The sequence below is a fragment of the Cytophaga sp. FL35 genome, from assembly GCF_014349235.1.
Taxonomy (GTDB): domain Bacteria; phylum Bacteroidota; class Bacteroidia; order Flavobacteriales; family Flavobacteriaceae; genus Euzebyella.
Genome location: NZ_JACSOH010000004.1, coordinates 38163 through 52099, shown reverse-complemented (window position 1 = coordinate 52099; position 13937 = coordinate 38163). Strand labels below are relative to the sequence as shown.

Sequence of the window (13937 nt, the reverse complement as noted above, 5' to 3'; positions counted from 1 at the left end):
GTAAACAATGTTACAATTCATCAGGTTCACCCAATAAATTTTTGGCAAAAGTATTGGGGTCTAGGGCTTTATTTACGTTGAATTCGCCTATTTTGGTTCTTCTAAGGGCCGTTAAATGTGCACCAGACGCCAACTTAAGCCCCAAATCATGTGCCAAACTTCTAATGTATGTGCCCTTGCTACATTGTACCCTAAATTCAACATGGGGCATTTTAATGTTGGTTATTTCAAAATCGGTAATAGTGACGGTTCTAGATTTTATTTCTACCTCTTTGCCGGCCCTGGCGTATTCATATAAACGCTTACCGTTCTTTTTCAAAGCCGAGAAAACAGGTGGTTTCTGTTCAATATCACCCACAAAACTTTGGGTAGCATCAAGTATCATTTGCTCCTTAATATGTTCTGTAGGAAATGTTTGGTCTACTGCCGTTTCAAGATCATAAGAAGGAGTGGTGGCACCCAAAGTAATGGTGCCTGTGTATTCTTTTGCTTGCCCTTGTAACTCGGGTATTTTTTTTGTGAACTTTCCGCAGCAGATAATCAACAGCCCGGTGGCCAGTGGGTCTAAAGTACCCGCATGCCCAATTTTTATTTTCTTTAGCTTAAATTTCTTTCTAATGGCCCATTTCAATTTGTTGACCGCCTGAAACGAAGACCATGTTAGGGGTTTATCGATAAGCAAAATCTGACCGGAAAGAAAATCTTCTTTGGTTGGGGTATCCATTACCTGAATAAATTTTGTTTAGGGTTGGGGATAAATCTCTTAGCCCCACATGCCGTACGCCACGGCAATCAAGCCTACAATAAGGCAGTAGATGGCAAAATACGATAGTTTACTCTTTTTTACCAATTGGATCATCCAAGTACAGGCCACCAATCCTGCTACAAAGGCTGCAATAAAACCTGCACCCATGGCAATACCGTTATTACCGTTAAAAGCAAGGTCGCCACTTAAAAGGTCTTTAGCAATTTTTCCGAATATAAGTGGGACCACCATTAAAAAGGAAAAGCGGGCCGCCTTGGTCTTGTCCACTCCCAATAAAACGGAGGTAGATATGGTAGCACCACTTCTGGAGATTCCGGGAAGCATGGCTATGGCCTGTGAAACGCCAATGATAAAGGCATTGGTAAAACTTACTTTTTTATCGGTGTCCTTGGCCTTGTCCGCCAAATAAAGAAGAACCGCGGTAATAATCAGCATAAAGCCTACAAAACGAATATTTCCGCCAAAAAAGGCTTCCAGTTGTTCTTCGAAAAACAGCCCTACGAAAACGGCGGGTATCATTGAAATAATGATTTTCAAAGAAAACTGGGTTTCTTCGTTCCATTTAAAGGATAACAAACCTGAGATAATTTCCCAAACGTCCTTCCTAAAAACCACCAAGGTGCTCAGGGCAGTGGCAAAGTGTAAAATAACCGTAAACAACAAACTTTCTTCGGGCACAGAGTTGTCCCCTAAAATGGCCTTTCCCAATTCTAAATGTCCGCTTGATGATACAGGTAAAAATTCGGTCAATCCTTGAATGATACCGAGAATGATGGCGTCTAAAGTATCCAAAGTTTATTTCTTCTTGTGCGGATTCAACAATATGGCGTAGATTTCAATACCTAGGCCAATTAATACCAAAGTGGGTGCCAACCGTATTCTTCTAAAGCTGTAAATGGCTTCATTAAAAACGTTTGGGTCATCGCTACCACCGCCGCTCATTAAAATGAAACCCAATGTTATAAAGGCAAGGCCAATAAACATAAAGGTGTAGTTTTTCTTTTGGAAGATAAATTCTCGCTTGGGCGGTTGATTGGTAGGTTTTTGCTGTTTTTTTCCCATGCTGCAAATTTAGCGAAAAAGTTATTGCTTGAAATTTTTTATGAACTTCTTGACAATCATTATGAAAGAGTTTCTAATAATAGAGGTCATCCGTACGTAGGTTCAAGAAACGTTGGGTTGCAAAAAAGGTACATATCAAGGATATAAACATACCTATTAGGAATAGTGCGCCAAAAAGTATGCCCAAGGTTTTCAAGTCTTCAATTAATGCAAGTTCTGGAAAATTCTGGTCCAAATAATACAGCAATCCCGCCAAAACCGTGGTTGCCAAAAGTGCCCCCAGCATGCCGAGTTTTACATTGGTCCATATAAAAGGTCTGCGAATGAACATTTTGGTGGCCCCAACCATTTGCATGGTTTTTATAATAAAGCGTTTGGAATAAATAGAAAGCCTAATAGAGCTATTGATGAGCAAAAAGGCAATGAAGGTAAAAATACCACTGGCAATTAAAATCCAAAGGCTGATTTTTTTCACGTTTTCAGTGAGCAGTCCCACCAAAGGCTTGTCATAACTAACTTCGGCAACATAACTTTTTTCAGAAAGGTTTTTGGCAATCTGCTCAATTTGCTCAGGAGTCACAAAATCGGCCTTCAACTGCACGTCAATGGAATTTTTTAGCGGGTTGTACCCTAAAAAATCCTGAAAATCCTCACCAATCTCTTCACTGTGCTGTTCGGCGGCCTCTTCTTTTGAGACATAAATGGCGGCCTTGGTGTGTTCTGCTTGTAAGAGGTTCTTTTGTAACTGGTCAACTTCAGATTCTTTGGCTTCGTCCTTTAAAAAAACTGAAATGGTAATCTGCTCCTTAAAGTGATCGGCCATCTTTTTGGTGTTAAGAACCAAAAGCCCCAAAATACCTAGTAAAAACAGTACAAGTCCAATACTTAACGCCACCGAAAAGTAAGACGAAATAAGCTTCTGTTTTTGATACTGTTCAAATGATTTTCCCATATGCTCCTCTACGGCCGTAAATTTAGGAAAGTAAATTGAATAAACTTATTTTTGCCGCACACAGAAAATTATTGAACACCCATGCAGTACGATTTTAATAGCATAGAGAAAAAATGGCAAGAATATTGGGCCAAAAACCAAACGTTCCAGGCCAAGAACGATTCTGAAAAAGAGAAATTCTATGTGTTGGATATGTTTCCCTACCCTTCCGGTGCTGGGCTGCATGTGGGACACCCATTGGGGTATATCGCCAGCGATATCTACGCGCGTTACAAGCGTCATAAAGGTTTTAACGTGTTGCACCCTATGGGCTATGATTCATTCGGACTTCCCGCGGAGCAGTACGCCATTCAAACAGGGCAGCACCCGGCAGATACCACTCGGGTGAATATAGAAGGCGGAGTGGATAAGGAAGGAAAGAAAATTGAAGGCTACCGAAAGCAGCTGGATCGCATGGGCTTCTCCTTTGATTGGAGCCGCGAGGTTCGTACATCTAATCCGGATTATTATAAATGGACACAGTGGATTTTCATTCAGCTATTCAATTCTTGGTACAATACCGATGCGGATAAGGCCGAGGATATTGCCGATTTGATCACTTCTTTTGAAAAGAACGGGAATGCAGGTATCCATGCTGCTTGTGACGAGGATACCCCTTCGTTTTCAGCTAAGGATTGGAAAACCTTTACTGAAAAGGAAAAGCAGGAACTATTGCTAAAATATCGTTTGACCTATTTGGCAGAAAGTGAGGTGAACTGGTGTCCCGCTTTAGGAACGGTTTTAGCCAATGATGAAATCGTGAACGGTGTATCGGAGCGAGGTGGCCATCCAGTGGTTCGAAAAAAAATGACCCAATGGAGCATGCGCATTACGGCCTATGCCCAGCGTTTGTTAGACGGACTTCAAAAAGTAGATTGGCCACAGCCTTTAAAAGATTCACAGACCAACTGGATAGGGCGCAGTGTTGGGGCCTCCGTTGACTTTAACTTAAAAGATTTTGAGGATACGATATCCGTGTTCACTACTCGGCCAGATACCATTTTTGGGGTGAGTTTTATGACCCTTGCACCCGAGCATGAATTAGTCGGGAAAATCACCACTCCGGCGCAAAAAGAAGCAGTCAAGGCCTATATTGGAGCTACTGCAAAGCGAAGTGAACGCGAGCGAATGGCAGATGTAAAGACCATTTCCGGGGTGTTTACAGGGGCCTATGCGGAGCATCCTTTTACGAAAGAACCGATTCCTGTTTGGATTGGGGACTATGTTTTGGCGGGTTACGGAACAGGTGCCGTGATGGCCGTGCCTTGTGGCGACCAGCGTGATTATGATTTTGCCAAGCATTTCGGTATTGACATTCCCAATATTTTTGAGGGCGTTGATATTTCTGAGGAAGCTTTTGCCGATAAAGAGAATACGGTTATTGCCAATTCTGATTTCTTGAACGGACTGCCATACAAAGAGGCGACCAAAAAAGTGATTGCGGAATTGGAGAAACTGGGCCAGGGAGAAGGCAAGGTCAATTACCGTCTGCGTGATGCCGTTTTTAGCCGTCAGCGCTACTGGGGAGAGCCTTTTCCGGTGTATTATGATGGCGATGGCTTACCACACATGATTGAAGAAGAACATTTGCCCATTACCTTACCGGAGGTGGATAAGTACTTACCTACAGAAACGGGTGAACCACCTTTGGGCAACGCCACCGAGTGGGCTTGGGACACGGTTACCAAAAAAGTGGTGGCCAATAGTAAGATTGATAATGAAAAGGTCTTCGCCTTGGATTTGAATACCATGCCCGGTTGGGCAGGGAGCTCGCAGTACTTCAATAGGTATATGGACCCCAAGAATGAGAAAGAGATTTTCTCCCAAGAGGCCATTAATTATTGGCAAGATGTGGACTTGTATATTGGGGGTAGCGAGCACGCAACCGGCCATTTGTTGTATAGCCGTTTTTGGCAGAAGTTTATGTTCGATAAGGGCCTGGTGCCCAAAGACGAGTTTGCCAAAAAACTAATCAACCAAGGGATGATTACGGGGACAAGTGCTTTTGTTTATAGGGTTAATTTTCTCAATCTAGAATTAGAATTGGATTTACCTAATTTGATTATATCCCGAAAACTTAAGGATTTGGCTGATGGTGATTTGGAAAAAGCCCAAAAAACAAGAATGACCGTCATAAATTTCCTAATAGCTAATAATTATATAAATGCAAATATTGCTGATAAAATCATACCTGTAGTTTTACCTATTCATGCAGATGTATCCCTTATAAATGCATCTGATGAGTTGGATTTGGAAGCATTTAGAAAGTGGCGTCCTGAATTTGCTAATACCATTTTTATTAATGAGAACGGTGAAATTATTGATTTCGGGGAAGAAAATTATATTGTGGACCGTGAAGTCGAAAAAATGTCCAAGTCCAAATACAATGTGGTCAATCCCGATGCTATTTGTGAAGAGTATGGAGCGGATTCTTTGCGATTGTATGAAATGTTCTTGGGTCCTTTGGAGCAATCCAAGCCTTGGAACACCGCCGGTATTACCGGTGTACACAGCTTCTTAAAAAAACTATGGCGTTTGTACCACGGTGGTGCCAATGGGGCTTTTGAGGTGAATGATGAAGAACCTAGTAAAGACTCTTGGAAAACGCTACACAAGACCATTAAAAAAGTAGAGGAAGATATTGAGAACTTTAGTTTCAATACCTCGGTTTCTACCTTTATGATTGCCGTAAACGAACTATCATCTCAAAAATGCGCCAGTCGTAAAATCCTAGAACCCTTGATTATTTTGGTATCGCCCTATGCCCCTCATATTGCAGAGGAGCTTTGGCAAAAACTGGGACACGAAGAATCCATTTCCGAGGCGCCGTTCCCAAAATTTGAGGAGAAATACTTGGTAGAAAGTAGCAAGGAGTATCCAATTTCCTTCAACGGGAAAATGCGCTTTAAGTTGGAACTTCCTTTAGACCTATCAAAAGACGAAATTGAGTCTGCCGTAATGGCCCACGAAAAGACCCAACAACAGTTGCAGGGAAGAACTCCTAAAAAAGTGATCGTCGTTCCCGGTAAAATTGTGAACATCGTCGGATAAGGATACTTTCCTATGATTTTACATCCTGAAAAAATCGATTGAATAATTAGCACCCCTCCAATTTGAGGGGTGTTTTGTTATAAAAATGTTTTTTATTGAACTCAAGTTGTTGATTTGTAACGTGGTTCGGATTGAAAAAAAGATATTTGTAGGTAATACATTTTCAATCTCAAAATCTCAAACTCATGAAAATCGGTGTTCCAAAGGAAATCAAAAACAATGAAAGTCGGGTAGGTATGACCCCCGCCGGAGTGTACGAATTGGTAAAGAATGGCCATAGCGTACACGTACAATCCGGAGCTGGTGAAGGCAGTGGCTTTTTAGACCATGATTATAAAAAGGCCGGTGCGGTCATTTTGGATACCATTGGGCAGGTATACGGCATGAACGAGATGATCGTAAAGGTGAAAGAGCCTATTGAGGAGGAGTATGAAATGGTCCAAAAAGGACAATTGGTGTTCACTTATTTCCATTTTGCATCCAGTGAACCTTTGACAAAGGCCATGATCAAAAGTGGGGCTACCTGCATCGCTTATGAAACGGTAGAGGACGAAGACGGAACGCTTCCTCTTTTAACACCTATGTCTGAAGTAGCCGGCCGTATGGCCATTCAGCAAGGGGCAAAATATTTAGAGAAACCCGCCAAAGGACGTGGTGTACTTTTAGGAGGTGTTCCCGGAGTGGCTCCAGGCAAGGTTTTGGTGCTTGGTGCTGGGGTAGTGGGTATACAAGCTGCTAAAATGGCAGCAGGTTTGGGGGCTCACGTTACCATTCTTGACATTAATATGAAACGCCTAAGGTATGTAAACGATGTGATGCCCCCGCATGTGGTTACCGAGTTTTCGAACGAGTTCAACATCAGAAAATATATCAAGACCCATGATTTGATTGTGGGAGGGGTATTGCTGAAAGGGGCCAAAGCTCCCAATTTGATTACCCGGGATATGCTAAAGGAAATGAGACCCGGAACGGTCATAGTTGATGTGGCGGTGGACCAAGGCGGATGCGTTGAAACTACAAGGCCTACCACCCATGAAGACCCCATTTACATAATTGATGACGTACTTCATTATACGGTGGCGAATATGCCCGGGGCCGTGCCTTATACCTCTACCATGGCCCTTACAAACGTAACGCTTCCCTATGTATTGAAGTTGGCCAATCTAGGTTGGGAGAAAGCGTGTGAAATGGATACCTCGCTGAAAAAAGGCTTGAATATTACCGATGGTAAGGTGGTCTATAAGGAGATTATCGAGGCTTTTGATTGGGCCGAAGCAAAAGCGTAACACCGGTACATTTTGTCAGTAGAAATAACCCCGCTTCAATATGGCGGGGTTTTTGCCGTTTATAGCAAAAGAATCTTGTAGTTGAAATGGGATTCTTACTATCTTTAAGACAATTAAATTAGAAGAACTATGATGGGATATTATATACTTATCGGTGCAATCGCCTTGGTGAGCTGGCTGGTAAGCAGTAAATTAAAAAGTAAGTTTAAGCATTATTCAAAAGTGCATTTGCGCAATGGTATGAGTGGCGCGGAAATTGCTGAAAAAATGTTGGCAGACCACGGTATTCGGGATGTGAAGGTGATTTCTACGGCCGGGATGTTGACCGATCATTACAACCCTAAAAACAAGACCGTAAACCTTAGTGAAGGGGTCTACAGTCAGCGTAATGCAGCGGCAGCGGCCGTCGCTGCACACGAATGTGGGCATGCGGTGCAACATGCGCAGGCATACGAATGGTTGACCATGAGGTCTAAATTGGTGCCAATAGTGAGCGTCACCTCAAGTATGTCAATGTGGGTGGTTTTTGGTGGTTTGATGTTGGGTGCCGCGGCTGGCGTTGGCCTAGGATTCTGGATTGCTATTGCCGGTTTGGTAATGATGGGTTTTGCTACCCTGTTCAGTTTTGTTACGCTTCCTGTGGAATATGATGCCAGTAACCGTGCTTTGGCTTGGTTAAAGAATCAGAATATCGTAACGCCGGAAGAATACAAAGGTTCTGAAGACGCTTTAAAATGGGCTGCTAGAACGTATTTAGTAGCTGCTATAGGTTCTTTGGCAACCTTGGTCTATTGGGGAATGCAAGTGCTTGGCGGAAGGGACTAGGTGCTATAGAGTAGATATAAAAAATGCCCCGAACCATTGGTTCGGGGCATTTTCGTTTATAAGCCTTTTCTGTTTGGATGATTTAATCTATCCAATCATTGATTTTGCCATCTATTATTTGAAGCCCTACGCCTTCAATGCCGGTCAATTCGATCATATCGAGAATATCGCGAATGGTGTTTTCTTCTTCCACTTGTTCCAATACGAACCAATCCAAGAACTTCTCGGTAGCCAAATCCCCCACTTCGCGGGCTTTCATCACTATGTTGTGAATAGATTTGGTAACGCTTATTTCGTGGTCCAGCGCATTCTCAAAAATATCAACAATGGAAGAATACTCGTGTGAGATTCCGTTAATTTCAGGGGAAAGGGCATTTCCACCAGCATCGATGACAAATTGAAAGATTTTCATCATGTGCTCGCGTTCTTCTTCAGCTTGTTTGTAGAAGAATTTTGCGCCGGTGAAAAATCCGTTTTGATCGCACCAGGAGGCCATGGCCAAATAAGTAGCCGAGGCATGTGCTTCTTTTTTTATTTGATTGTTGAGCAGGTCCATACACTCGACCTTAATACTCAAACTTTGTCTAGCTATATCTTTCATGGTATCTAACTTTCTTACCCAAAGATACCAAACAAACGGATACTTGGCTAATTACCAAGACAGTTTATAACTAGTTTTAGATTCATTAAAAATAAAAAGAAAGCTGAAATGGAATGATTTACACCACAGGGGATAAGGAAACTTCGAACATGGCAAAGGCACCTACTAGCAATTCCTTTAAATCCAGAATTTCCAAAGTGTTTAGAATAAAAAGGTGTTCTTTGTTACAGAGTGCTAAAATTTCGAAACCATGGGTGTTTAATTCTGCATCAAAATGGTCTTCAATACGAATGTTCGAGACTTTCTGGCGTAGTGCCAGCAATTGACAAAATGATAATCGAACTACCTTTTGGCCTAGGTCAATGTAAAAACATCTTTCCTTATCCGATTGGAAAAATGTATAGTATTTAGATGAAAAAACCGCTTCCATTGGGGCAAATGTAAATCTTATTTAGATTTAATACAAATACTTTTAAAAGCATTTTCGTTAAAATTCTTATATCCAAGGATTTGTCTATATGGTAATTTGCCGGTCAATTTGCTGGGCAAGGGAAATAAAGGTTTCGGTCCGTGACACGCCTTCTATTTGTTGAATTTCCTTATTGAGTACTTGCATCAAATGTTCGTTGTCGCGGCACAATACCTTAATGAGAATGGACCAATTCCCAGTGGTATAGTGGCATTCCAGTACCTCCGGGATTTTTTCCAGTTGTTTTACCGCTACCGGATTGCTCATCGCCTTGTCCAAATAAATACCGATATAGGCCATGGTAGTATACCCCATCACTTTGGGATTGATAACGAATTTTGATCCTGACAGCAAGCCCGAAGCTTCCAACTTTCGCAACCGTTGATGAATAGCAGCACCTGAAATACCAATATTTCTGGCAATTTCAAGAATCGGTTTTCGGGCGTCTTTCATCAGATATCTTAGTATCTTTTTGTCAATGCCGTCAATCTTTACGTTTTCATTATCAGATTTCATGATTTGGATGTTAATTTGATGGTCAAAGTAACAAAAAAATTACACATCGAAAGTTTGTAGGCTGTTCTTAAACAAAATAGGTCTCTGGATTGTATCCCAAATAGGGAACCTCATACTCTTTAAAACTGATTCCGTATTGTTTTAGCTCAGCCAAAATAGGTTCGTAAACTTCACTCTGCAAGGGTATTTGCACCCCTGGTGAAGTAATTTTCCCGTTTAGGATTGCCAATGTAGCCATGGCAACCGGTAGGCCTACGGTCTTGGCCATGGCGGTATGGGTTCTATTCTCCCCTGTAACGACCATGTTGGAGTCTATTTGATGTTTTTGGCCATCTAGTTCATAACCAAATTTGTGGTACATGACAATCATATCCTTATCGTCATTGTCTAAGCTCCAGCTATCCTCTAAAATATATTGAAGTATCTGTGCCGGACTGGCATTGGAAAGTGGTATTTTTTTCTCCGGATCAAAGAGATCCAGCTCCAACAACTTTTCCCACATAATATCATCTTGGTCGATTTTTAAATAGTGGCGAAGTTTCAGTTCCACCGAATCCGTTGGTGAATACGGTAAGAATAGATTGGTAAAATCACGGTAGGACATTTCCTCTGAATTTTCAATGTTGTAGCTATCGTCCGTCATGCCTAGTTGAACGAACAAATTCCAGGCTTTTGAGAAACCTACGCGTCTTAGGGTGCCCCTATAAAGCGTCAAAGCATCCTGCAATCCGTATGCTTCGCGATATTTGAGTGAGTCACGGTTGGCATATCCCTCAAAACGACCATAGTCCTCAATATCAAAAAATTCGGTACGTCTAAACAGCCTATGGTAGGGAATATACTTGTAAGTGCCTTCTTGAATGAATTTGGCCGCTCCGCCCTGTCCGGCAAGAACAACATTTCTAGGGTTCCAAGTAAATTTGTAGTTCCAGAGGTTGGTATCGCTTTCGGGGGCGACCAGTCCTCCTGTGAACGACTCAAAAAGCAATATCTTTCCGCCATGATTGCGAATACGGTCAATCACTTGCATGGCACTCATATGGTCTATGCCGGGGTCTAGGCCAATCTCATTCATAAATATGAGTCCCTTATTCTTTACTTCTTGCGATAGTTCTTTCAGTTCAGGGCTTACGTACGAAGCAGTGACCAAGTGTTTGTTGAATTGAAGACAATCTTTGGCTACTACTAAATGCAAATGCGCCGGAAGCATTGAGACCACAATGGTACTTTTTTGAACCAGCTCTTTTCTAGAAGCATCATCAAAAATATCAAGCTTAATCACTTCACAGTTTGAGTGGTCTTTTATCTGTTCAGGGATTAAATCGGGTCTTAGGTCGCCAATGGTAATTTCTAATTGTTCCGCGGTGGACTTTTCTAAGAAATAATCAAGCAAGTAAGAGGTAGATTTACCAGCTCCTAGAACCAAGATTTTACGCATAGGCCTTTATTTTTGTGGAGAATTAAATGTCTAACTGTTATAATCGTTATAAATATAAAAAATAATATCTTTGATGTTATGAACAAAACAATTTGTCTCTCAGGAATTTTGTTCGGAATGCTCTCCGTAGTGATTGGGGCCTTTGGAGCCCATGGTCTTGAAAAAGTGTTGAATGCAGAAGCGTTGCAAACCTTTGAAACAGGAGTTAAATACCAAATGTACCATGCCTTATTGTTGATTTTGGTGGCTGTAATTCCTAAAGTTAGTGCAATGGCGAAAAAGACCATTTTTTGGCTTTTGCTGATCGGAATTATTTTCTTCTCATTCTCCATCTATTTTTTGGCCACTAATGATTTAACTGCGTTTGATTTTAGAACCATTGGTTTCGTTACGCCTATCGGTGGCTCCTTATTGATTGCCGCCTGGGGTGTGTTCGCTTACCATGTATATAAAAGCTTCGACTAGAGGAAACTTTTAAACTATAGATAAACTCAACTACATGAACAACTTAAAACAGCATAGGCAGCGAATTTCATTGAAGTCGTATGGCATTAAACACCAAGATTTCCATTATCAGCTCACCGCAGATGAATTGCATGAAATTACCTTGGAAAAAGGTATGGGTCAAGAAGCTTCTTCTGGAGCACTTGCGATTAAAACCGGGGAGTTTACGGGGCGTTCCCCTAAAGACCGCTTTATCGTAAAAGATGATATTACCAAAGATCAAGTCTGGTGGGGCGATATCAATATTCCTTTTTCCCCTGATAAGTTTGATGCCCTTTATGATAAGGTCATTGAATATCTCAATCAAAAAGAACTGTTCGTTCGAGATTGCTATGCCTGTGCCGATCATAATTACCGTATGGATATTCGGGTGATCAACGAATACCCATGGTCAAATATGTTTGCTCACAACATGTTTATTAGGCCCACCGAAGAAGAACTAAAGAATTTTGAACCGGAGTGGACCGTTATCAATGCTCCGGGATTTATGGCCGATGCCGAGGAAGATGGTACGCGTCAGCATAATTTTGCCATTCTGAACTTCACTAAAAAGATTGCTTTGATCGGCGGTACGGGTTATACTGGGGAAATCAAAAAAGGAATCTTTTCAGCACTCAACTTCATTTTACCGGTGGAAAAAAATACCCTGCCCATGCACTGTTCAGCCAACCTGGGAAAAAAGGGGGATACCGCTATCTTTTTTGGGCTATCGGGAACTGGAAAGACCACCCTTTCTACGGATGCTTCCCGAAAACTGATTGGGGATGACGAGCACGGTTGGAACAATGAAAATGCCGTATTTAATTTTGAAGGAGGTTGTTACGCCAAGGTTATTAATCTTTCCCAAGATAACGAACCTGAGATACATGGCGCTATTAAGAGAGGCGCTATTTTAGAGAATGTGGTAATGGATGCGCAAGGCGTGGTCGATTTTGGCGATACGTCCATTACACAAAATACCAGGGTGAGTTATCCCATTTACCATATTGATAATGTACAACGGCCTTCCATTGGTAAAAATCCAAAAAACATTTTTTTCTTGACAGCAGATGCCTTTGGGGTGCTGCCTCCGATTTCAAAATTGACCCCTAGCCAGGCAGCTTATCATTTTATTTCTGGATATACGGCGAAAGTTGCCGGTACCGAGGCGGGGGTTAAAGAACCCATACCTTCGTTTTCCGCCTGTTTTGGTGCACCTTTTATGCCTTTGCATCCAGCTAAATATGCCGAAATGCTCAGTAGAAAAATGCAGGAAGCAAAAGTGAACGTGTGGTTGGTGAATACAGGGTGGACCGGCGGACCTTATGGGGTAGGCACACGAATGAAACTAAAATATACCCGTGCCATGGTCAATGCTGTTTTAAATGGCGATTTGGGACTCTACAATTATGATGATTACCATATACATTCCGTTTTTGGAGTGGCGCAACCTAGGGAATGTCCCGGCGTTCCCACCAGTGTTTTGAGCCCTCGAGCCACTTGGAATGATGATGAGGCCTATTACACTACGGCTTTTAAGTTGACCAACGCCTTTAGGGAAAACTTCAAAAAGTTTGAGGCTTATGCCAGTGAAGAAATTCGCAGGGGCGGTCCACAACGGTACGCTTTTTAAGGAAGCCTTAGAAATAAAAAAGCCTGTCAATTGACAGGCTTTGCTTTTATGGTTCAATAGGTGAAACCTTATTTCTTGTTCACCGTAGTAATGTATTTCTGAAGTGCCATAGTCATGGATGGCGTTTCTGGTGTTGGAGCCTTGATGTCAATTCTTAGGCCTGCATCGGTAGCTGCCGAAACCGTAGAGTTGCCAAAAACAGCAATTCTGGTATCGTTTTGTTCAAAATCAGGGAAGTTCTTTAAAAGAGACTCAATCCCAGATGGACTAAAGAATACCAAAATATCGTAATAAACATTTCTAAGGTCAGATAGGTCGCTTATGACCGTCTTATAGAAAATACCACGTTTCCACTCTACACCAACTTCATCCAATGTAGCAGGAATTATATCCTTTAAAACATCTGAAGAAGGAAGCAAAAACTTCTCATTCTTATACTTTTTGAACAAGGGCACCAAATCCGGGAAGTTTCTTTGCCCTACATAAATCTTACGTTTACGGTAAACTACATATTTCTGTAAGTAATAGGCAACAGCTTCGGACTGGCAAAAATATTTCATGGAGTCCGGCACTTTAAAGCGCATCTCCTCTGCTAATCTAAAGAAGTGGTCCACCGCGTTTCTACTCGTTAGGATAATGGCGGTAAAATTCTTTAAATCAATCTTTTGTTGACGGACGTCTTTTGCATCAACCCCTTCAACATGGATAAAAGGCCTAAAATCGACTTTGACTTTTTCCTTGTCAATCAGCCTTGAATAAGGCGAGTTTTCCATTTTCGGTTCCGGTTGTGAGACCAAAATCGTCTTTACTTTCATA

General features: G+C 41.8%; 14 protein-coding genes. 5 read left to right on the top strand and 9 right to left on the bottom strand.

The annotated features are described in order from the left end of the window. Positions 1-10: 10 nt before the first annotated feature. The 4 genes from truB to BIZ36_RS03940 form a co-directional block, all read right to left on the bottom strand. On the bottom strand, positions 11-724 hold the full coding sequence (gene truB / locus BIZ36_RS03955) for a tRNA pseudouridine(55) synthase TruB (RefSeq protein ID WP_187456574.1): 714 nt from the start codon (positions 722-724) through the stop codon (positions 11-13). A gap of 39 nt (positions 725-763) precedes the next feature. Next, positions 764-1558, bottom strand: coding sequence for an undecaprenyl-diphosphate phosphatase (locus BIZ36_RS03950; RefSeq protein ID WP_187456573.1), 795 nt, complete (start codon positions 1556-1558; stop codon positions 764-766). 3 nt (positions 1559-1561) lie between these two features. After that, positions 1562-1828 (bottom strand): DUF3098 domain-containing protein, encoded by a 267-nt coding sequence (locus tag BIZ36_RS03945; RefSeq protein ID WP_187456572.1) that lies wholly within the window; start codon positions 1826-1828, stop codon positions 1562-1564. Positions 1829-1901: 73 nt separating this feature from the next. Then, complete coding sequence (locus BIZ36_RS03940) at positions 1902-2780, bottom strand: cell division protein FtsX (protein WP_187456571.1); 879 nt, start codon at positions 2778-2780, stop codon at positions 1902-1904. Positions 2781-2861: 81 nt separating this feature from the next. Here BIZ36_RS03940 and BIZ36_RS03935 point away from each other — a divergent pair, with 81 nt between their 5' ends. From BIZ36_RS03935 to BIZ36_RS03925, 3 genes are all read left to right on the top strand, one after another. Beyond that, positions 2862-5870, top strand: a complete 3009-nt coding sequence (locus BIZ36_RS03935) for a leucine--tRNA ligase (RefSeq protein ID WP_187456570.1) — start codon at positions 2862-2864, stop codon at positions 5868-5870. Between the two features lie 185 nt (positions 5871-6055). Then, positions 6056-7156 carry an alanine dehydrogenase gene (ald, locus tag BIZ36_RS03930; protein ID WP_187456569.1) on the top strand — a complete coding sequence of 367 codons (1101 nt, stop codon included), beginning with the start codon at positions 6056-6058 and terminating at the stop codon, positions 7154-7156. A 129-nt stretch (positions 7157-7285) separates the two neighbouring features. Next, positions 7286-7981 (top strand): zinc metallopeptidase, encoded by a 696-nt coding sequence (locus BIZ36_RS03925; RefSeq protein WP_187456568.1) that lies wholly within the window; start codon positions 7286-7288, stop codon positions 7979-7981. An 82-nt stretch (positions 7982-8063) separates the two neighbouring features. On the opposite strand, the gene BIZ36_RS03920 is transcribed toward BIZ36_RS03925, so the two are convergent. The 4 genes from BIZ36_RS03920 to BIZ36_RS03905 all read right to left on the bottom strand — a co-directional run bounded on the left by BIZ36_RS03920 (position 8064) and on the right by BIZ36_RS03905 (position 11005). Continuing rightward, positions 8064-8582, bottom strand: a complete 519-nt coding sequence (locus BIZ36_RS03920) for a ferritin (RefSeq protein ID WP_187456567.1) — start codon at positions 8580-8582, stop codon at positions 8064-8066. A 118-nt stretch (positions 8583-8700) separates the two neighbouring features. Then, a complete protein-coding gene (locus tag BIZ36_RS03915) occupies positions 8701-9012 on the bottom strand; it encodes a hypothetical protein (protein ID WP_187456566.1) in 312 nt (103 codons plus the stop codon). 84 nt (positions 9013-9096) lie between these two features. Then, positions 9097-9567, bottom strand: coding sequence for an Lrp/AsnC ligand binding domain-containing protein (locus tag BIZ36_RS03910; RefSeq protein WP_187456565.1), 471 nt, complete (start codon positions 9565-9567; stop codon positions 9097-9099). A 67-nt stretch (positions 9568-9634) separates the two neighbouring features. Then, a complete protein-coding gene (locus tag BIZ36_RS03905; RefSeq protein ID WP_187456564.1) occupies positions 9635-11005 on the bottom strand; it encodes a saccharopine dehydrogenase family protein in 1371 nt (456 codons plus the stop codon). Between the two features lie 78 nt (positions 11006-11083). On the opposite strand from BIZ36_RS03905, the gene BIZ36_RS03900 reads away from it, so the two are divergent. Further along, positions 11084-11470, top strand: a complete 387-nt coding sequence (locus BIZ36_RS03900) for a DUF423 domain-containing protein (protein WP_187456563.1) — start codon at positions 11084-11086, stop codon at positions 11468-11470. A gap of 34 nt (positions 11471-11504) precedes the next feature. Beyond that, positions 11505-13121: a phosphoenolpyruvate carboxykinase (ATP) gene (gene pckA, locus BIZ36_RS03895; RefSeq protein ID WP_187456562.1), complete on the top strand. Its 1617-nt coding sequence runs from the start codon at positions 11505-11507 to the stop codon at positions 13119-13121. Between the two features lie 68 nt (positions 13122-13189). On the opposite strand, the gene BIZ36_RS03890 is transcribed toward pckA, so the two are convergent. After that, positions 13190-13936 carry a uroporphyrinogen-III synthase gene (locus tag BIZ36_RS03890; protein ID WP_187456561.1) on the bottom strand — a complete coding sequence of 249 codons (747 nt, stop codon included), beginning with the start codon at positions 13934-13936 and terminating at the stop codon, positions 13190-13192. Position 13937: the final 1 nt, after the last annotated feature.